Origin of the sequence: Nitrobacter hamburgensis X14, assembly GCF_000013885.1 — a bacterium.
Classification (GTDB): Bacteria; Pseudomonadota; Alphaproteobacteria; order Rhizobiales; family Xanthobacteraceae; genus Nitrobacter; species Nitrobacter hamburgensis.
Genome location: NC_007960.1, coordinates 27433 through 46647, shown reverse-complemented (window position 1 = coordinate 46647; position 19215 = coordinate 27433). Strand labels below are relative to the sequence as shown.

The following is a 19215-nucleotide window of genomic DNA, read 5'->3' as shown; positions in this document are numbered from 1 at the left end:
CCGCGTGCGACGTATGCCACTCAGCAGCTCCTGGTCAGACAAATACCTACGACGATCTCGACGGAGGTGCCGAGCGTGTATTGTTCGATGATAGCGACTGGCCGCTCGGCGGGCTGCTCCCGCAAGGGTCGACACGGCGGCGCCGACTCTACTCACGCTCGCAGAGCGGGGTGTCGATGGCTCCGTCCGTGAATCAAGGAAGGAGACCTTAGCGATTGTCGGACCGCTTAAGCCAAACCGTCCGCTTTATCGAGGCCGTGGAGCAGACGAGAACTGCGGCCGAAATCGAAGATTGCCTTCTGGGGCTCGCGGCGGGGTTCGGCTTTACCGGTCTCTTCGGGGGCATCGTGCCGACACGCCCAGCGCCACTGGCTGAACTTCGCTCACGAATCCTGTTCCAGCGCTTTCCAGCGCAATGGTTAGATCGCTACAGCAGGAAGGGATACGTATTTCGCGATCCGATCATTCAGCACCTTTTTCATGAACGGGCGCCGTTCACCTGGCACGAGGGCTACGAGAGCTGCCCTCAGCGTAGGAATGTTAGGCTAATACGAGGCGAAGCCGCGGAATTCGGACTACGCGACGGTTACGTTGTGCCGATTTCGACAATAGACGGTGAGATTGCGTCTTTGTCGTTCGGCGGACCGGGAACGCTTCCGGTTTCGGCCGATCTCTCAGTGCTGAACTTTGCGGCCAGCTACGCCTTGGGCCGGCATCTCCATCGCATTGCGACCTGGCAACGCGTCAGTAGCAATCTGACCGCACGGGAATGGGATTGTCTGCTTTGGGCGGGCGAGGGAAAGACGAACTGGGAAACTTCGGCGATTCTTGGAATCTCAAGATCAACCGTGACCAAGCATATCATGGCGGCGCGCGCGAAGCTTGGTGCAGTCAGCAAAGCTCATGCCATTGCCACGGCGATTCGGACGAAGCTCCTTCGCTGAAAGCGTTAGGTCAGGCCATCGTCTACATTCGTCAGTCGACCGCCGGCCAGCTCGCCAACAACCTGGAGAGTCAGCGTCGCCAGTACGGTCTTGCCGATTGGGCGCGACAGCTCGGCTGGAACGATGTCGCCGTCATTGATGACGACCTCGGCCGCTCCGGCGGTGGCGTCGCGCGGCCCGGCTTCGAGAAGCTGTTGGCAGCCATCTGCGAAGGACGAGTCGGCGCCGTGGTCTCGATCGAGGCATCGAGACTCGCTCGCAATGGCCGCGACTGGCACACGTTGCTGGAGTTCTGTGGTCTCGTCGGCACGCTCATTCTCGGCGAGGACGGCGTCTACGATCCTCGCCATCCCAACGACCGACTGCTCCTCGGCATGAAGGGAACCATGAGCGAGATGGAGCTGTCAGTCCTGCGCCAGCGCTCGCTTGAGGCCCTGAAGCAGAAGGCGAGCCGCGGCGAGTTGTTCATGACGGTTGCCATCGGCTACGTGCGGATCGGCAACAATCGCATTGAGAAGGATCCGGATCGGCGCATTACGGAGGCGATTGCGCTCACCTTCGCCAGGTTCGCCGAGATGCAATCGGTGCGTCAGGTGCACCTCTGGCTCAGGCAAGAGCGCATCCCGTTGCCCGCTGTCACCTATGGTGCGGAGGGCCGCCTGATCGAATGGAAGTTGCCGGTGTACAACACGATTCTGCATATCCTGACCAACCCGATCTACGCTGGCGCCTATGCCTTTGGGCGCACCGGCAGCCGCGTTAGCATTGAAGCCGGCCGCAAAAGAGTGGTGCGCGGCTTCAAGAAGGAACGCAAGGATTGGGAGGTATTGATTCCGAACCACCACGAGGGTTATCTGAGCTGGGCAGACTACGAGAGGAACCTGGGCCTGATTGCGGACAACGCCAATGGTAAGAACCCCATGAGCCGCGGTGCGCTGCGCCGGGGTGAGGCGCTGCTCGCCGGCCTGCTGCGTTGTGGTCATTGCGGACGCAAGCTGCACGTCGCTTACTCTGGCGCCAATGGCAATACGGGCCGCTATCACTGTCAGGGTGGCTTTATCAATCACGGCGGTGATCGCTGCATCTCGTTCGGAGACATGCGCATTGACCGGGATATCGGTGCTGAAGTCATCGTGCGTTTGCAACCGCTCGGAATCGAGGCCGCGCTCGCGGCACAGGCACTCCGCAGTCGCGCAAACGAGGACAAGCGACGACAGATCGCGCTGGCATTGGAGCAGGCTCGCTACGAGGTCGGCCGCGCGCGTCGCCAGTATGATGCCGTTGATCCCGACAACCGCCTGGTCGCCTCGGAGTTGGAGACGCGATGGAATGAGCGACTGACTATCGCCCGCGATTTGGAGGCGGAGCTTGAGGAACTGACGGCATCACCCGCTGCCGAGCCGGCGCCTGCCGATCGCGAGCGGCTGATGATGCTCGGTGCCGATCTGCAAAGGGCATGGACGAGCGCCGGCGTGACACCAGAGGCAAAGAAACGCATCGTGCGGACGGTGATCGACGAGATCGTCGTCCGCGTCGAGGACAACGCGCTCGATCTCGTCATCCGCTGGCACGGAGGCGACCATTCGGCTCTTAAGGTCAAGAAGAACCGCACGGGCCAACACCGCTGGAGCGTCGAAGGCGAGACCATCGATCTCGTGCGCGTGCTGGCACGACAGATGCCGGACAAGGCGATCGCCTCGGTGCTCAATCGGGCCGGCAAAACGACGGGACGCGGCAACGGCTGGACGCAATCGCGGGTGTGCAGCCTGCGTAGTCACAATACGATTCCAACCTATCGGGAAGGCGAGCGTCGGGAGCGCGGCGAGGTCACGCTCGACGAGGCTGCGGCAGCTCTATCCGTTAGTCCGTCGACCGTGCGCCGTCTGATCAAAGATGGTCAACTCTCGGCGAATCAGCTCTGTAAGGGAGCGCCTTGGATCATCCACGCCGCCGACTTGGACCGAAACGACGTGAAGGGCGCGGCGACAGCCCGCCGTCTGAGACGTCCGCCGTCCAGTAACCCGCTGCAAAAAACTCTTGAACTTTAACGACATGGACAGGTGAGCATTATGAAGCCGGCTCGCTGGGACCAAGCGCAATGACATTCTCGCGCCGCTCGATCCATTCGCAACGCGCCAGTTCCAGCACCTGCATCTTGTTGAGCTTTGGGATGGCGGTGAAGTCGAAGCTGTCCAGGCTTTTGACGACCGGGAACCTTGCCGCCTTGATGCGGCGCTCGACCTTGCGGCGGTCCCGTTCGATCATCTCCCGTTCGGAAAGCCGGGTGAGGTATCCGACATGATCGACGCCCTCGGTGGCGCATAGCCGAGCCAGCTTCTGGTACTCGCGCTGGAAGGTCGGAAGCTTGAGGGTTTTGAGATAATGGGAGAGCAGGATCTCGGGCACATCAGTGCTCATGCCGCTTCCTCCCCATGCGCGGAAAGCAGTCGCATATAGGCCTTCGCCGATGTCGTCTCGACCGTCGCCCTCGGCAGGTATGGGTAGATGGACAGGTCCGTCGCGGCGGCCGTCGTTCCACCCTGCACAGGATCAAATGCTTGACGGCGTCGAAGCCGATCGCACCGAGTTGGAGGGCCTGCTTCACCGCCGCATGCAGATCGGCAAGCTCGAAGCTTTCCATGAGACGCAGGACCTGCACGTACTCGCGCCGGTTGGGGCGGTCGTCTGTGTGCACGCCAGGGACATGAAAGCGGCCTGGTGTCTGGCCGCCAGCAACGCTGAAGCGACGGCGCGCGAAATCACCAACCATTACGCCCGGCGCTGGACGATCGAGCCGGGGTTTCGCGACACCAAGGACCTTCGCTTCGGCATGGGGTTAGGCGTTCTTCGCATCGCCGATCCGCAACGCCGCGACAGGCTTCTTCTTTTGAACGCCTTCGCCATCGTGCTTTTGACGCTGCTCGGCGCAGCGGGCGAGAGTCTCGGTATGGATCGCCATCTCAAGGTCGCCACCGCCAAGCGCCGAACTCATTCGCTGTTCCGCCAGGGATGCATGCTCTACGAGTTGATCCCAAACATGCCGGATGTCCGCCTGCGCCCGCTTGTCGCGCGGTTTAGCGAATACATCAATCAACACGCCGCGCTAAATCAAACGTTCTCATGCGTGTGAATGAGGGGATACCTGAGCCTCCAGCCAGGTGTTGAACGCATCCCATGTCGCAAACTGCGGGATAGGCACCATGAAGTTGCGACGGGCATAGCCAACAAGCCCCTCAACGTTCCCCTTGTCGTTGCCTTTCCCCGGACGGCCATAGCGGTCCCGGATCAGGTAGTGGGACAGAAACCCGCTGAACAGCGTCGCCCGCTTGCGCGTGCCGTCAGCCAGGATCTTTGCCACAAGGCACCGGTCGTTGTCGTAGACGATCGACTGCGGCACGGCCCCGAAGAAGGCGAACGCATGGATGTGGCCATCGACCCAGGCCTCCGACACTGCCGCCGGATAGGCCCGTACATAGCAGCCGTCGCTATGCGGCAGATCCAACACGAAGAAGTGCGCCTTCCGCTCCACGCCATCGATCACCACCATCGCCTCGCCGAAATCGGCCTGCGCATGCCCTGGCGGATGCGCCAGCGGCACGAACACCTCCTGGCGACGCTGATCCCGCTCGCGCATGTAATCCTTGATGATCGTGTAGCCGCCCGTGAACCCGCACTCGCCCCAAAGACGGTCGAACACCCGCTTGGCCGTATGGCGCTGCTTGCGCGGCACCTTCATGTCCTCATCAAGCCAGTGATCGATCGTCGAAACAAACGCATCCAGCTTAGGCCGCCGGATCGGTGACTGACGCTGATAGCCCGGCGGCGTCGAATACGACATCATCTTGGCCACGCTATCGCGCGATATGTTGAAATGCTTTGCAGCCTGACGCCGGCTCATTCCTTCAGAACAGGCCAGACGAACCTTCAGATATAATTCCACGGTATAGATCCCCAACCCTCCTGCATTCGTCGCAGAAGGAAAATAGGTGGCCGGCTTTTACGCCGCCCGAAGCGGGACCATCCCGCCGCTACCGTGGACTAATTTTGCACCGCCGCTCTCACGCGTGTCGCTACATAGAGTGTATCGTGAATACGATTCAACGTGCCGTCCCAATCCCATAACATGAAGTAGAAATGCGCCGTGCTCTTGGCCGGCAGGTCTTTCGGCATCGCCTTCCATTGGCTGCCGGTCGACAGCACATAGAAGATTGCGTTCAACAGCTCGCGGACATCGACCGAACGGCGGCGTCCGCCTCGTCGCGCCGGCGGGATCATTGCAGCAACAAGCACCCACTCCGCATCACTCAAATCACTGGGATACCGAAGGTTGCGCCGGTCGGCCGTCAGACGGTGTTCAGGCTTCCACATCGTGTGCTCCTGTCACGAATCGCTCCGGGACATGGAATCACAACCGACTCATCTGACTCAAATTCTTCCTGGATCGGCTCTCAGGCACCCAGCCGCCGTCAGTACAGCTCACCGCGAAGTGGTGACCATGCAGTTGAATGGGATGATTGGTCATCGTGAGATTGCCCATACGAACCCAAGCCTTGTCGCGAAGCCGCACCGGCAACGGATCGATCCCCGGAAACACGCGACTATTCCAGGTCCACATATTGAAGTCGGTCATTTCGCTGACCTTCGGCGGGTAAGTACCCGGTTCGGCAGGTAAGTACCCGGGTTGGGTCGAACCGGCCGTCCGCAGCCGGAAGAGGTGCGTACCTCCGCGCCAGCGCGCCAGACTCCTTAAAATAACGTCACCGACTTCCCGGCCGGCTTGGAACATGTTTGCAGGCGGCCGCTTATCAGGACACCGGGTGCTAGGCACATCGGCCAGTGGTCCATCAGATCCATCGGGAGATTTGCGATGAAGCGGTTAGCGGCTGTAGTTTTGGGTGTTGCCTTTATAACGAGTGCCTCGGGCGCGACCTACGCGGCCACGTCGAAGAGCGACATGACGATCATGAAGAAATGCCAGTCGATGTCCGAAGATGCCATGATGAAGAACAAGAAGTGCATGGCCATGATGAAGAAGCATCCGGATATGATGGGCGGCAACATGGGCTCGGGTATGTCAAATAGCAACATGAAGCGATAAAGCGCGGTTGCCCCGTCGGGCTCGGCGGCCGGGGGGAACGCCTCGTATCGTTTGCCATCAGGGTGAAAGAACTCTGCCTGCGGGGATGCGGTCTTTTGATCGACCGGCACCCCTTGGCCAGTGCGGATCGCATTATCTAGAGTCCACCCCATTAATGGTAGCGCGACGGGGATTCCAAAAACCTCGCGAGTGTGATTCTGTTCTCTCGTGGAGGACGGCCATGGCAGTGATGTGTTTTAAGCCTCACCAAATGAGGTGCGAACCATGGGGCAAATTCACCAAAGCTCACCGAGCGCTTCCTAAAAACTTAGCACTTTATCGAACGAATGGACAAGCGCCGGATACATCTGGTGTTGAAGACTGTCTGGTCACCCTCGCAAGCCATTTTCGGCTTCACGTCAGCCTTCTGTGGTGTTGTGCCGTCGTCACGAACGCCAGTGTCATTGCGTATTACCGTTCAGCGTATGCCGCTCGAGATTAGGTACAACCGCAACGGTTATGTCTTTCGCGATCCAGCCGTTTGCCATCTGCAGCAGACCCGTTCTCCCTTCACTTGGATGAGGCCTAACTCTCACTGCTCCAACACTTCAAATGTAAAAAACTTATACAGGGTAGGCACGTGAATTTGGACTTCGGCGGGGGCATGTCGTTCCTGTCTCCACATTAGACGGGAGCACTACTGCTATATCGTTTGGTGCTACAAACCCGAAAACGAGCGGAGAGGGAAAAGATGCGTTGACGTTTGCATGGCCTATGCGGTTGGACGTCTGCTGCACACGACCCATTGCGCAGTCCGTTACCGAAATTCGGATCACGCTTCGAGAGATGGATGCGCCTCTCCCCGCAGCCTATAGCGCACGAATGATGGGATTCATTCAATGTCTCCATCCTCTTGCGTTCCTCCGGCCTCCAACCGTCAGTGATGATGGTCAGGTTTCGGACTGACTTCCTTCGATGGCTCTGCGTTGTGTTCGTGATGTCCGCCGGCGTGCGTGTGACCGTCACCTTGGCCCATGGATTCCATCTCTTCGTCGGGAGGCGCTTTTGCGACGATGTCCTTGTATTGCTGGGCCGACATCCCTGATAATTTCCCGACAAACGCGACGATGCTCCAGAGTGTAGCATCGTTGTGTCCGAGTCCCCACGCCGGCATTCCGCTCATCTTCAAGCCGTGCTTGGTGACCCAGAACACGGTTTTCGGATCGAAAGGATGTTCGGAGAGCTTTGGCGGCTTCGGGTAAAGGCCCGGCCGGATTTCCGACTCCGACTTGCCGGGCGCGAGGTGACAGTCTGCGCACATCGCCGCATATTGTCCCGCGCCTTTCAGGATCAGTTGCTCGCCCGTTAGGTCCGGGACCTGGATATCTTTCGCACGAACAGCGATGGCGCGGTCGCGGACGATTTCCATGATCTTTCTGGTCAGCGTCCAATGCGGGGTATCAGCTCCAACGTCGTAGACGCCCGAAAACACGAAGGCTCCGGCTCCCGCCAGCGCGATCACGACCGCGAGGATCGCGGCACCAACCAATTTGGTCATTTCGAAGACAGCTCCTTTTCAATTCGGTAATTCATTTGATGAGACCGGCTGCAAAAGAGCAGCTTGTTTTGTGACTCCCCTGAAGCGGATGCGACCACTTCGGCGGAAAGCCGCAAAACCGAATCCACCGCTCACTCGACATTCAGAACCAGCATCAGCCCGCCGCCGTGCTGCTCGACGTTGTTGTTCGAGGTGTGGTGCGGAATGGGGCAATGCACCAGCCACTTGCTCGGCTTACGGGCGGTCCAGATCACATCATAGCGCTGGCCCGGGCCGACGTTGACGGTATCCGCCTGATAACGCGCGCTTTCGTTCAGCGTCACGCCATCGACCGCGACGACCTCGAATGGACCACCGTGTACATGCATCGGATGAATGAAGTTATTGTTGGTTGGTAGCTGTCGAACGTTTGATGACAATCAAAAAAGAAGGCGTCTACATGCCCTTCATTCCCTTCATATCCATGCCTTTCATCCCCTTCATCTCATCGGGCTGATCGGTCTTTTTTGGGTTGCCTTGACGCGGAGCCTGGCCGGCGGGCGCATCGACCAAGTGCGCGACCGTGCCTTCGGGATACTCGTAGGGACCGGGATCACTGTAATCGTCGCGCGCGAGCCCCTCGCGGATCTTCATAACGGTAAACATCCCACCCATTTCGATCGGACCGAATGGTCCTCTTCCGGTCATCATCATCAGCGTATTGTCCGGCATCGGCATCTCCATGTCGCCCATCGCCATTCCCCTCGATCCCATCGCCATTGCGTCCGGCGCGAGCTTTCCAACCGCTTTGGCTAAATCCTTGGGGGACACGCCGATCATGTTCGCAACATTGTGTCCCATCGCGTTCATGGTGTGATGCGACTTGTGACAATGAAACGCCCAGTCGCCCGGATTGTCCGCCACCACGTCGAAGGCGCGGACGGCGCCAACGGGGACATTGACGGTGGATTCCGGCCACTGCGCGCTTTCAGGAACCCACCCTCCGTCCGTGCAAGTGACCGCGAAATGATGCCCGTGCAAATGGATCGGATGGCTTGTCATGGAGAGATTGCCCATGCGCACGCGCACGCGATCTCCTAGACGAACAGGCAACACATCGATCCCTGGGAAGACGCGGCTGTTCCAGGTCCACATGTTGAAATCGGTCATCTCGGAGACTTTGGGCAGATAGGTGCCGGGATCGATGTCGTAGGTGCTCATGATGAAGACGAAGTCGCGGTCGACGGGGCGGAAGGTCGCGTCGCGTGGATGCACGACGATCATTCCCATCATGCCCATCGCCATCTGCACCATCTCGTCGGAGTGCGGGTGGTACATGAAGGTCCCGCTGTTCCGCATCTCGAATTCGTAGACGAAGGTCTGGCCGGGTTTGATGTGCGGCTGATTGAGACCGCCGACCCCGTCCATGCCGTTTGGCACGATCATGCCGTGCCAATGCACGGTGGTATGTTCCGGTAGTTTGTTGGTAACGAAGATGCGGACCTTATCGCCCTCGACGGCCTCGATGGTCGGGCCCGGAGCCTGACCATTATAGCCCCACAGGAAGGCCTTCATGCCCGGCGCGAATTCACGCACGACCGGCTCGGCGACGAGATGAAATTCCTTCCAGTCGCCGTTCATGCGCCACGGCAGGGACCAGCCATTCAACGTCACCACCGGGCGGTAATCCGGGCCGCTCGACGGATGCAGCGGCGGTTGCATCGTCGCCTTGTCCATCATCGGAGCTTCGGGAATATTCGCCGCCTGGACGCGGCCGCTTACTGCGCTGGCGCTCACCAGCGCTGCCGTGCCGAGGAATCCTCTGCGCGATAGCATGTTGGTCTCCTTCAATGGCCGCCGTTGCCGCCCGCCTGGGCGGTGGTCGTCGGGGATTTCGATTGACCTTCTCCGCTGCCGCCGCCGTTGACGGCGGTTTGCAGGTCGGACTGCGCGAACCAAAAGGCGCGCTTGGCTTCGATCGCCGCACGTAACGAGGCAATGCGTTGACGCGCTTCCGTCAGCAGCGCGAAGACGTCGACCTGCATGCTCGAGAAGCGCAACTGCATCTCTTCCGTGATGATTTTGCGCAGCGGCAAGACCTCGCGCTGATACTGGCTGGCGATTTCATAGGAGGAGCGATAGGTGCGGTAAGCGTCGCGCGCTTCCGACCGGACGTTGACGGCCTTTTCGGTCAGACGATTGAAGGCCTGGTTGTAAGTCTCCGCGGCCTGCCGGACTCTCGCCTCGCCGCCGTCGAAGATCGGAATCTGGAACTGGATGTCAAATCCCCGTTCCCGGAATGGCGCTCCTTCCGGTTCTCGAGTCTTACGATCGATGCCGGCGATATCGAGCATAGTGACGAATCGGTTGGCTTCGGTGAGGTTCAGGGATTTCGCGAGCGCATCGAGTTCGATGCGGGCGACCTGCAGATCGATACGGTGTTCAACGGCGTCGACCTCAATGCGCGGCAACGCCCGTGGACGTGGCGGCAATGTCGGCAGGTGGCTCGGCAGCTTGAAATTCAGGTCGCCGTCCCACAGGCCCAATAGCCGCGCCAAGGCTTCACGCGAGCTCGTTGCTTCCTGACGCAGCGTCGCAAGATCCGCCGTGGTTTCCGCGTAGAAAACCTGCTCGCGTGCCTGATCGAGCTTGTTGAGAGAACCCGTTTCGCCAAGTTTCTTCGACAGTTGCGCGGTGGATTCCGCGGTGGCCTTGGCGCCGCTGAGAAGGGCGACGAGTTCGTTTGCGGCTACCGCGCGGTAGTAAGCACGTCTGACATCGGCGGCAAGACGAAGCGTTTCCAGTACAGCACGAAGCTGCGCTTGCCGGAAACGCTGCTTCGCGATCTCGGATCGGAACGGCAGCGTCGCAAGCGCGAGGATGTCTCCCACGACTTGGCGCTCGATCTCGGTGGCGCCATTACCCGAAATGCGCGAGACCGAGAAGGTCGGATTGGGCGGCAGGCTTTCCTGGATACGATCGGCTTCGGCCAGGGCCAACTCGTTATACGACGCCTGAAGCCCGCGATTGTTGAGCAACGCGACCTGAACCGCGGTATCTACGGTGAGCGTCCGGTGCAGCAGACGCTTGACGTTGTCGTCGGCCTGCCGCGCGTCGTCAACGGAGCGGATCGCAATCACGTCCTTCTTGATCGTGCCGTCGGCGATATCGGCGACGACGCCCATTCCTTGATCCGGCGAGAAGGTCGCGCAACCGGAAAGAACAAGGGAGATGGCCAGCACCAGTGGCGACCGATTGTTTCGGAGGAGGTTCTGATGCGACAGCAAGCCACGGATAATTTTCATGACGTGCTCCTAATGCTCGTGGCCAGACTTCGGTGACGGCGTGACGCGCTGGTTCTGTTCGGTCCAACCCGAAGGCGCCGTCGGACGGAAGCTGGTGTAAGGCGCGATGCTCGACCGGTAACCGACGCCGGCGGTCCTCGCGCCGGGATCTGCGGGGTCCCTGCCGATCAGCGGCGCCGGGGGTAGCGCGCAGCCGCCGAGCGTTATGGCCGCGGCGACCATCCCTGCGAATGTCCCAAGTCTTCTTCCGGATATTCCGCGCACCACCGAACCAACGGCGGCGACAGTCGCCCCAAGCTGCGCTGACATAAGAGTTTCCTGAACTGACGATGGACCACAGGCGCGCGTGCCCCGCACGGGGCACGGCACAGCGTCATGCTGTTGTCAGGTCAGGAAATGGGGGGACGATAGCGCTGCGGGGGCGCATTGTCCGTCAGTTTCCGATACTGATCGGACGCCCGGACGGCCTTCGGCACCGACGGTTGTGTCATGGCGACGAGCGGCGCGGGAAGTGCCGTGACGCACTTCAGTCCGCAGCACTTTCCATCCGCCGAATGCGGCGCCTTAGCCGGACCGGCGTCGCTCTTCAGCGCGACCGGCTTCGCATCATGATCGGCGGATGAATCCGCGTGGGTCTGAACGCCGGAATGATGTTGGTCATGTCCGCCCTTGTGGACATGCATCACGCCTTCATGATGCATATGGATCATGCCCGGCACATGATCCTCGTCGGTCAGACAATAAGGAGCGGCCTGACTGCCGGGCAAAGCGAAGGACAGCGTCGGCGCCATCACGCAAAACAGATAAGCCAGAGCGATGAACCACCCTGCTCTCCGCCGTTGCATCCTGGTAAGTCCGAGCAACATAAACGCGTCAATGCTTTCGATTTGCCGTACCCGGATTCGGAATCATAGTCGCGAATCCTCCTACCGCCAAGAAGGAACCGAGAGGTTCATCGTTCCGCCCGTCCGACCACCGCCATCAATTCCGCGATCTTGCGGCGCTGATCCGCCTTATCGCCGCTTGCGATCGCATACTCGACGCAATGGGCGACATGGTCCTTCAACACCTCTTCCTCGACGCGGCGCAGGGCGGCACGAACGGCGGAGATTTGCGTTACGATATCGATGCAGTAGCGGTCCTCCTCCACCATCTTGGCGAGGCCGCGGACCTGGCCTTCAATCCGGCTCAAACGTTTCTGGCACGATGTCTTGATGTCTTTGCGCATCCGCCCTATATACCCCCACAGGGTATGAATGGCAAGCCCCACAGGAGACTTAGATGACCAGTCCTGAAAAGGCTAATTCCAAGGGCGAATGCGGCTGCTCCTCGAAGGCAAGCGCGGCACCGGGCCCCGACGAAACCAAAGCAGCTTGTTGCGGTGACGGTCATGGCGGCCATGATCACGACGCTCACGAGCATCGCCACCATCCCGTTTCGGGAGACGGAAAGGTCGTGGACCCAGTTTGCGGGATGACCGTCGATCCGACGTCGAGCAAGCACCGGTTCGATTACCAAGGTCACACCTACCATTTCTGTTCGGCAGGCTGTCGCACGAAGTTCGCGGCCGCCCCGGAAACGTATCTCGACAAGTCCAAGGCCACACCGAAAGACCCTGTTCCGGAAGGCACCGTCTACACCTGTCCGATGCATCCGGAAATCAGGCAGATCGGGCCCGGCAGCTGCCCGATCTGCGGCATGGCCCTGGAGCCCGAAGTGGCAACGCTGGACGCCGCGCCGAATCCCGAACTGGCGGACATGACACGACGGTTCTGGATCGGCCTCGTGCTCGCCTTGCCCGCGGTCGTCCTCGAAATGGGCGGGCATCTGGTCGGCGGCCACGGCTGGGTCGACCAAACCCTGTCGAACTGGATTCAACTCGTTTCGGCGACGCCGGTCGTGATCTGGGCGGGTTGGCCGTTCTTCGTGCGCGGCTGGCAGTCGCTGGTGACCCGCAACCTCAACATGTTCACCCTCATCGCGATGGGAACCGGCGTGGCTTACGTCTACAGCCTCGTCGCCACGGTCGCCCCGCAGGTCTTTCCACCCGCGTTTCGCGGCCATGACGGCGCCGTCGCTGTCTATTTCGAAGCGGCGGCGGTGATCACCGTCCTGGTGCTGCTGGGCCAGGTGCTCGAATTGCGTGCCCGCGAGGCAACGTCGGGAGCGATCAAGGCTCTGCTCGATCTCGCGCCGAAGACGGCGCGCCTCGTTGCCGAGGATGGCACCGATCACGAAGTCCCGCTCGACGGCCTGAACGTCGGCGACAGATTGCGCGTCCGTCCCGGCGAAAAGGTACCGGTGGACGGTGTCATTCTGGAGGGACGTTCATCGGTCGATGAATCCCTGGTGACCGGAGAGTCCATGCCCGTCACCAAGGAAATCGATGCCAAGGTAATCGCAGGAACGCTCAATCAATCCGGAAGCTTCGTGATGCAGGCCGAGAAGGTCGGCCGCGATACGGTATTGTCGCAGATCGTGCAGATGGTGGCGCAGGCGCAGCGGTCGCGGGCGCCGATCCAGCGCCTCGCCGATCAGGTGGCGGGCTGGTTCGTCCCCGCGGTGATCGGTGCCGCGCTTGTCGCGTTCGCCGTCTGGGCCCTGGTCGGTCCCGAGCCTCGTCTGGCGTTCGGTCTGGTGGCAGCCGTCAGCGTGCTGATCATCGCCTGTCCTTGCGCCCTCGGCTTGGCGACCCCGATGTCGATCATGGTCGGTGTCGGGCGTGGTGCACAGGTCGGCGTCCTGATCAAGAACGCCGAAGCGCTCGAACGCATGGAAAAAATCGACACGCTCGTGGTCGACAAGACGGGCACCCTGACCGAAGGCAAACCCAAGGTGGTCTCCATCGTGGCGTCCGCCGGATTCCGGGAGGACGACCTGCTGCGTTTCGCAGCCAGCGTCGAGCGCGCCAGCGAGCATCCGCTGGCCGACGCCATCGTTCGCGCCGCCAAAGAGCGCGATCTGTCGCTGGCAAACGTGGAGGAATTCGATTCACCCACGGGCAAGGGCGTGACGGGTAAGGTCGACGGCAAGAACATATTGCTCGGCAACGTCGGTTACCTGCAGTCGCTGGGCGTCGAAACCCAATCGATGGAAGCGCAGGCTGAAGCGCTCCGCGGCGACGGCGCCACCGTCATCAATATCGCGGTCGACGGAAAGCTGGCGGGACTCTTCGCGATCGCCGATCCCATCAAACCATCGACGCCTGATGCCTTGAGGGCGCTGGCCGCGGACGGCATCAAGGTCATCATGCTGACCGGAGACAACAGGACGACGGCCAATGCGGTCGCGAAGCGGCTCGGCATCTCGGAGGTCGAGGCGGAAGTTCTGCCCGACCAGAAGAGCGCCGTCGTAAGCAAGCTACAGAAGGCTGGCCGGATCGTCGCCATGGCGGGGGACGGCGTCAACGACGCCCCTGCCCTCGCTGCGGCCGAAGTCGGAATCGCGATGGGCACCGGCACCGACGTCGCCATGGAGAGTGCCGGGGTAACCCTGTTGAAGGGCGATCTCGGGGGGATCGTTCGCGCTCGCCTCCTATCGGAAGCAACGATGGCCAACATCCGTCAGAACCTGTTCTTCGCCTTCATCTACAACGCCGCCGGAATACCGATCGCGGCCGGCGTGCTGTATCCAGTGTTCGGCCTGTTGCTGTCGCCGATCATCGCCGCAGCGGCCATGGCGCTATCGTCGGTGAGTGTGGTCGGCAACGCGCTGCGTCTGCGGATGGTCAAGCTTTGATCGTCGGTCGACCGCAAGGCGGAACGCAACGTGACGATGCTGGACAAGTATACGATACCGACTCAATTTCTTTGGAAGACGCTGAATTGAAAATGCTGCGTATTGCCGCCCGGGGTCAAATGATCGTGCCGCCGACAATCGACCAATGTAAATTCCGCTCCGACCACGGCGGCAAGAGCATCGGCGTCATAGCGTATGATCCGCAGTCCGCTGCACCGCTCCGGACCGTCCGGCGCAAACGTGCCGATGACGACATGCCCGCTTGGGCCGACGGCCTTTTTGAGGCACGCAATGTAAGCCTCACGATCAGTCGGGTCCGTCAGGAAATGGAACGCAGCCCGGTCGTGCCAGAGATCGTAGGTACGCGTCGGGTGCCATCGCGTAACATCCGCGACAACCCATTCTACCCCGGCGCCGGCGCGGCCAAGACGTGTTTTCGCGTCGGCAAGGGCGGCCGCCGAGAGATCGAGCACAGTGATGCGGCGAAACCGGCGGTCGATGAGACCATCAACCAGGCGTGAGGCGCCGCCACCGATGTCGATGATCTCCGCTTCGTTGGACAAGCCGGCACGTGCAATAAGCTCCAGGGATGGCGCCGGGTTCTCCTGAAACCAGCTGACTTCATACTCTCGCTTGGTGCGGTACACGTTTTCCCAGTGGGCTTGCCGATCGATCTCGTCCATGAACTGCGTTCCTTCTCAATCGACCAAGGTGCGACCGATGGCGACGCCCCCGATCCTTGACAATAAGAATACCTCCTCACCTTCCGTTTTCCTGCCATCGGCTTTGCTACGCGAATCGCGGCGACAAAAGAATCTTCCCGTTTCTCAGGTCCCGCCCGTCTGCCTGCTGGATCCCGACGGAGACCTCGTCGGCAAACTTCGGCAGACGGGTCAGGCCAAGCGCTTCGCCTCTTGGCCATGTTATCACACCGAGCTGGATACGTTCATGCTCGCCGGCCGTGAAATCGGGATCGTTGGACGTGTGGTCGGCGCACCGTCTGCCGTTCTGGTGGCGGAAGAACTGTTCGCGAGCGGTTGTCGCCTGCTGATCAGTCTGACTTCGGCGGGACAGATCGTCCCCTGCGGGCCGACACCCTATTTCATCATCATCGATCGCGCGCTGCGCGATGAAGGGACGAGCTACCACTATGCTCCGCCTTCCGAATTTGCCGAAGCCTGCCCTCTGCTGGTATCGAAGGCATTCGATGCCACGTCGCGAATCGAGCCTCGGGTCGTGGTCGGATCGACTTGGACAACCGATGCACCGTTTCGCGAGACGGCCGAAGCGATCAGAGCGGCAAAGCTGAAAGGAATATTGGCCGTCGAAATGGAGGCAGCCGCACTCTACGCTTTCGCCCAGGCGGCGGGCGCAAAGCTTCTCTGCCTCGCCCATGTCACAAATACAATGGGACAAGGCGGAGCCGATTTCGACAAAGGCGAGGCCGATGGCACGACGGACGCCATCAAAATGCTGGACCGCGTGGTCGCGGCTCTTTCGCACACAATCGATACACCTGCGGTGTAACGTGCGGGGGCCGCTGCCGTGCATTCTATCGCGATGCCGTCCCCGAAACTGTCAACTGAATGACCGTTTCCGTTTTCTGCCCCAAACTAACCAAAAATAATCCAGCGCTGGCGCAGGGTCTGCGGGGATCGCGGCAGTTTCTCGTATCAGCCGCTCGCTGATTTCTTATGGAGTTTCGACCCGGAATCTCGCCTGGAGAGCACGTTCGCTGCCGCCGGCTACGAAATCTAGTTCGGTCGCAGAACATTCAGCTCGGGCGCGAGATAGGTTCAAAGCGGGGATAGGATTTGAAACTATCAACATCAGGTTGTGAGCGTGACGACCGACCGCTCTACGCTATAAGCGGTCGGTCACCCTGGAAATACAAGGCGGCGAGCAACAGCGGCCCGGTGGGAGCGCAAGTCGCCATTGGGCCGGCGCCGCTGATCAATGCCGAGAGCGCACGACCAGCGGCTTCAGTAGTTCGGCGAACACCAAATAGACGATGACGATGATGCCGGTCCCGACGAGCATCGCCAGCGGCGGCGCCTCGAAGCCGAACCAGCCGCCGACAGGTGTGAAAGGCAGCACCATCGCGACGATCAGCGCTACTAGTGATGAGGCTGCGAGAGCGGGCCGCGGAAGATCCTGCCATGGCCGGCCGTTGGTGCGGATAATGAAGATGACGAGGATCTGCGTCGCCATCGATTCGAGAAACCACGTGGTTCGGAATTCAGCCGGCGAGGCATTGAACACAAACACCAGTGCACCGAAGGTTAGAAAATCGAATAGCGAAGAGAGCGGTCCCATGATCGCCGCGAACCGAATGAGGCCGCTCATGTCCCAGACCTGAGGCCGCGCCGTCGCCTCTGGGCGCACCCCATCGAACGGAATTCCCAGCTCGGACAGGTCATAGAGCAAGTTGTTGAGAAGGATTTGCGTCGGTAGCATCGGGAGGAACGGCAAGGCGATGGAGGCCACCGCCATCGACAACATGTTCCCGAAATTGGAGCTCGCTCCCATCCGCACATATTTGAGGATATTGGCGAAGGTTCGCCTTCCTTCTTCGACGCCGTCGGCGACGACTTCCAAATCCGACGCGAGCAGGATCATGTCTGCCGCAGCCTGTGCCACACCCGTCGCGCCTTCAACCGACAGCCCTATGTCCGCAGCCTTCAGGCCCGGCGCATCGTTGATGCCGTCACCAAGGAACCCGACGACCGCGCCTTTTGACTGAAGCGCCTTGACGATCCGAGACTTCTGGTCGGGCGCCAGGCGCCCGTAAGCGTCGACGGATTGAACCTGCACCGCCAACGCCTCATCGCTCAATTTGGCGATATCGTTGCCGGAGAGAACCTTCTCGGCATTGAGCCCGACAAGGCCGGCCAGCCGCTTCACGACGATCGGATCGTCGCCCGACAAGATTTTGAGCCTGACGCCCGCGCTTGCGAGCCGTGCGATCGCCGCCGCCGCGGTTGGTTTGGGCGGATCGGCGAAGGCGCAAACCCCTTCAAATACCAGTTCGTTTTCGTCGGCTACTTCAACTTCGTGGGCCTTTTCCGACCAAGGACGCGAGGCAACGGCAACGGCACGAAGTCCATTCTGGGCGAGCGCGTGTACCCTGTCGATTGCCTCGGTCCGTGCCCTTCCATCCATCGCCAGCACGTCTTTGCCTCGCCGCTGTTTGGTGCAGAGTGCCAGCACGGCCTCTGGGGCGCCCTTGACGATCAGCAACTGGCCGTCCGGGCCTGCCGCGAGGACCGATCCCAACCGGCGAGTGAAATCGAACGCGTGCCGGCCGAGGAGTGTCCAGCCCCCCGCCGCCGCCGACGAACCGCGGAGCAGCGCCGCGTCCAGTGAACCGCGATCACCGCCGAGGTCGGCGGCGATGGCACCGAGTCGGGCAGCGCGAGGATCGTCGGCTCCAAAAGCATCGAGGCTGCGGGCGAGAGTAATCTCGGCGGAGGTCAGGGTGCCGGTCTTGTCGGTGCACAGCACAGTCATGGCACCTAGATCGTGGATCGAGGCGAGCCGCTTGACGATGACCTTGCGGCCGGCCATCCGCATCGCGCCGCGTGACAGTGTGACCGTGGTGATCATCGGCAACAGTTCAGGTGTCAGTCCGACGGCCAGCGCCACGGCGAATAGCAGCGAATCTAGCACCGGACGACCTAACAGGACCCGCGTCGCGAGAACGATGACTACCAGAGCGAGGGTCAACCGCGCTATCACGAGGCCAAATTGGTGTAAATCGCGCTGAAAAGGGGAAGGTGCCTGAGCCTGTGCCAGAGCGGACGCCGCAGCCCCGAACACAGTCGCGCGTCCCGTATTGACTGCAAGCGCGATCGCTTCTCCGGTCTGCGCCACAGCACCGCGGAACAATGTATTCGATGCTTCGCCTGCGTTCGTTCCCGTGACTACGCCAGCGCGCTTCTCGATGGGATAAGGTTCTCCAGTCAAGGCTGCCTCGCCGGTCGTGCAGGCCGTGCTCTGGAGGATCAGCGCGTCAGCCGGAATGATATCCCCGGCCCGCACGCGCAGGATATCGCCGGGAACGACTCTTTCCACCTCGATCTGATGGAAGGTTCCATCGCGTTTGACTTCAGCCTTGAGCGCCACCGATCGCCGCAGGATATCCGCGGTCCTGACCGCATGTCCTTCCTGCACGGTGTCGAGCCCGATCGAGAGCGCCAGGATCGCAACAATGATTGACCCGCCGATCGCATCGCCGGTAACAACAGAAATGATGCCCGCAGCGAGCAGGATTAACGACAGGGGCTCGAGCAATCGACGGAAGATTGCGCGCAACAGACTGTCGGCCTTGGCTTCGGCGTCGCTATTGGGTCCATATTGAGCGAGTCTTTGCTCGGCGTCGCTCGAACTCAAGCCTTCCAACCCGCAATGAAGCGTGGTCGAGATAACTTCTGGCGTCTGGGTCCAGAACCTGTCGAGGCTGTCCGTATGTTTTTCCGCGAGGGGATTGTCGACCGTTTTCATCTGGCTTCGCCGATCATGCAACGATGTGGAAGCGGCGTGATCGTCCCGATTTGCGAGACCAAGATCTTCCCCGAAGGTCTCGATTTCGTCACCCCAGCACGAACGTATCGT

The 19215-nt window shown here is 60.8% G+C and carries 14 protein-coding genes and 6 pseudogenes; 5 read left to right on the top strand and 15 right to left on the bottom strand.

Features of this window, described 5'->3' with window-relative positions; genetic code table 11:
* Positions 1 to 257 precede the first annotated feature (257 nt).
* A complete protein-coding gene (locus NHAM_RS25910; protein ID WP_011505164.1) occupies positions 258 to 944 on the top strand; it encodes a helix-turn-helix transcriptional regulator in 687 nt (228 codons plus the stop codon).
* A complete protein-coding gene (locus tag NHAM_RS22435; protein WP_041359701.1) occupies positions 941 to 2992 on the top strand; it encodes a recombinase family protein in 2052 nt (683 codons plus the stop codon). The genes NHAM_RS25910 and NHAM_RS22435 overlap by 4 nt, the downstream gene beginning before the upstream one ends.
* 34 nt (positions 2993 to 3026) lie before the next feature.
* On the opposite strand, the pseudogene NHAM_RS22430 reads toward NHAM_RS22435, so the two are convergent.
* Together NHAM_RS22430 and NHAM_RS27330 are read right to left on the bottom strand one after the other, a co-directional pair.
* A pseudogene (locus NHAM_RS22430) lies at positions 3027 to 3362 on the bottom strand (ATP-binding protein); the annotation flags it as partial.
* Positions 3359 to 3660, bottom strand: a pseudogene (locus tag NHAM_RS27330) (IS21 family transposase); the annotation flags it as partial. The pseudogenes NHAM_RS22430 and NHAM_RS27330, both read right to left, overlap by 4 nt.
* Here NHAM_RS27330 and NHAM_RS25905 point away from each other — a divergent pair.
* Positions 3556 to 4074 (top strand): transposase, encoded by a 519-nt coding sequence (locus NHAM_RS25905; RefSeq protein WP_198137076.1) that lies wholly within the window; start codon positions 3556 to 3558, stop codon positions 4072 to 4074. The pseudogene NHAM_RS27330 and the gene NHAM_RS25905 overlap by 105 nt on opposite strands.
* 11 nt (positions 4075 to 4085) lie before the next feature.
* Here NHAM_RS25905 and istA read toward each other — a convergent pair.
* The 11 genes and pseudogenes from istA to NHAM_RS22365 form a co-directional block, all read right to left on the bottom strand.
* Positions 4086 to 4884, bottom strand: a pseudogene (gene istA / locus NHAM_RS22415) (IS21 family transposase); the annotation flags it as partial.
* A 122-nt stretch (positions 4885 to 5006) separates the two neighbouring features.
* Positions 5007 to 5312 (bottom strand): annotated as a pseudogene (locus NHAM_RS22410) (transposase); the annotation flags it as partial.
* A gap of 76 nt (positions 5313 to 5388) precedes the next feature.
* A pseudogene (locus tag NHAM_RS22405) lies at positions 5389 to 5607 on the bottom strand (multicopper oxidase domain-containing protein); the annotation flags it as partial.
* Between the two features lie 266 nt (positions 5608 to 5873).
* Entirely contained in the window at positions 5874 to 6194 is a 321-nt protein-coding gene (locus NHAM_RS22400) for a hypothetical protein (protein ID WP_011505168.1), read from the bottom strand.
* Positions 6195 to 6958: 764 nt separating this feature from the next.
* The gene (locus NHAM_RS22395; protein WP_011505169.1) at positions 6959 to 7579 is read right to left on the bottom strand and encodes a c-type cytochrome; all 621 of its coding nucleotides are present in this window, start codon (positions 7577 to 7579) and stop codon (positions 6959 to 6961) included.
* Positions 7580 to 7710: 131 nt separating this feature from the next.
* Positions 7711 to 7986 (bottom strand): annotated as a pseudogene (locus tag NHAM_RS22390) (multicopper oxidase domain-containing protein); the annotation flags it as partial.
* 28 nt (positions 7987 to 8014) lie between these two features.
* Positions 8015 to 9394 (bottom strand): multicopper oxidase family protein, encoded by a 1380-nt coding sequence (locus NHAM_RS22385; RefSeq protein ID WP_011505170.1) that lies wholly within the window; start codon positions 9392 to 9394, stop codon positions 8015 to 8017.
* Positions 9395 to 9405: 11 nt separating this feature from the next.
* Positions 9406 to 10863 (bottom strand): TolC family protein, encoded by a 1458-nt coding sequence (locus NHAM_RS22380; RefSeq protein ID WP_011505171.1) that lies wholly within the window; start codon positions 10861 to 10863, stop codon positions 9406 to 9408.
* A gap of 9 nt (positions 10864 to 10872) precedes the next feature.
* Complete coding sequence (locus NHAM_RS22375; protein WP_041359624.1) at positions 10873 to 11172, bottom strand: hypothetical protein; 300 nt, start codon at positions 11170 to 11172, stop codon at positions 10873 to 10875.
* A gap of 80 nt (positions 11173 to 11252) precedes the next feature.
* A complete protein-coding gene (locus NHAM_RS22370; protein ID WP_011505173.1) occupies positions 11253 to 11729 on the bottom strand; it encodes a hypothetical protein in 477 nt (158 codons plus the stop codon).
* An 86-nt stretch (positions 11730 to 11815) separates the two neighbouring features.
* Positions 11816 to 12091, bottom strand: a complete 276-nt coding sequence (locus NHAM_RS22365) for a metal-sensitive transcriptional regulator (protein ID WP_011505174.1) — start codon at positions 12089 to 12091, stop codon at positions 11816 to 11818.
* 53 nt (positions 12092 to 12144) lie between these two features.
* On the opposite strand from NHAM_RS22365, the gene NHAM_RS22360 reads away from it, so the two are divergent.
* On the top strand, positions 12145 to 14601 hold the full coding sequence (locus NHAM_RS22360; RefSeq protein WP_011505175.1) for a heavy metal translocating P-type ATPase: 2457 nt from the start codon (positions 12145 to 12147) through the stop codon (positions 14599 to 14601).
* Between the two features lie 62 nt (positions 14602 to 14663).
* Here the strand turns inward: NHAM_RS22360 and NHAM_RS22355 are convergent, their stop codons facing one another.
* Positions 14664 to 15284, bottom strand: a complete 621-nt coding sequence (locus NHAM_RS22355) for a class I SAM-dependent methyltransferase (RefSeq protein ID WP_011505176.1) — start codon at positions 15282 to 15284, stop codon at positions 14664 to 14666.
* A 37-nt stretch (positions 15285 to 15321) separates the two neighbouring features.
* On the opposite strand from NHAM_RS22355, the gene NHAM_RS22350 reads away from it, so the two are divergent.
* Positions 15322 to 16128 (top strand): nucleoside phosphorylase, encoded by an 807-nt coding sequence (locus NHAM_RS22350; protein ID WP_011505177.1) that lies wholly within the window; start codon positions 15322 to 15324, stop codon positions 16126 to 16128.
* Between the two features lie 426 nt (positions 16129 to 16554).
* On the opposite strand, the gene mgtA is transcribed toward NHAM_RS22350, so the two are convergent.
* Entirely contained in the window at positions 16555 to 19104 is a 2550-nt protein-coding gene (mgtA, locus tag NHAM_RS22345) for a magnesium-translocating P-type ATPase (RefSeq protein WP_041359620.1), read from the bottom strand.
* Positions 19105 to 19215: the final 111 nt, after the last annotated feature.

What these genes read in the sequence shown, in the direction of transcription:
- NHAM_RS22360 (WP_011505175.1), top strand. Translation starts at nt 12,145, where the DNA reads ATGACCAGTCCTGAAAAGGCTAATTCCAAGGGCGAATGCGGCTGCTCC.
- NHAM_RS22370 (WP_011505173.1), bottom strand. Translation starts at nt 11,729, where the DNA reads ATGTTGCTCGGACTTACCAGGATGCAACGGCGGAGAGCAGGGTGGTTC.
- mgtA (WP_041359620.1), bottom strand. Translation starts at nt 19,104, where the DNA reads ATGAAAACGGTCGACAATCCCCTCGCGGAAAAACATACGGACAGCCTC.
- NHAM_RS22350 (WP_011505177.1), top strand. Translation starts at nt 15,322, where the DNA reads ATGGCGACGCCCCCGATCCTTGACAATAAGAATACCTCCTCACCTTCC.
- NHAM_RS22355 (WP_011505176.1), bottom strand. Translation starts at nt 15,284, where the DNA reads ATGGACGAGATCGATCGGCAAGCCCACTGGGAAAACGTGTACCGCACC.
- NHAM_RS22395 (WP_011505169.1), bottom strand. Translation starts at nt 7,579, where the DNA reads ATGACCAAATTGGTTGGTGCCGCGATCCTCGCGGTCGTGATCGCGCTG.
- NHAM_RS22400 (WP_011505168.1), bottom strand. Translation starts at nt 6,194, where the DNA reads ATGGGGTGGACTCTAGATAATGCGATCCGCACTGGCCAAGGGGTGCCG.
- NHAM_RS22375 (WP_041359624.1), bottom strand. Translation starts at nt 11,172, where the DNA reads ATGTCAGCGCAGCTTGGGGCGACTGTCGCCGCCGTTGGTTCGGTGGTG.
- NHAM_RS25905 (WP_198137076.1), top strand. Translation starts at nt 3,556, where the DNA reads ATGCAGATCGGCAAGCTCGAAGCTTTCCATGAGACGCAGGACCTGCAC.
- NHAM_RS22385 (WP_011505170.1), bottom strand. Translation starts at nt 9,394, where the DNA reads ATGCTATCGCGCAGAGGATTCCTCGGCACGGCAGCGCTGGTGAGCGCC.
- NHAM_RS22365 (WP_011505174.1), bottom strand. Translation starts at nt 12,091, where the DNA reads ATGCGCAAAGACATCAAGACATCGTGCCAGAAACGTTTGAGCCGGATT.
- NHAM_RS22380 (WP_011505171.1), bottom strand. Translation starts at nt 10,863, where the DNA reads ATGAAAATTATCCGTGGCTTGCTGTCGCATCAGAACCTCCTCCGAAAC.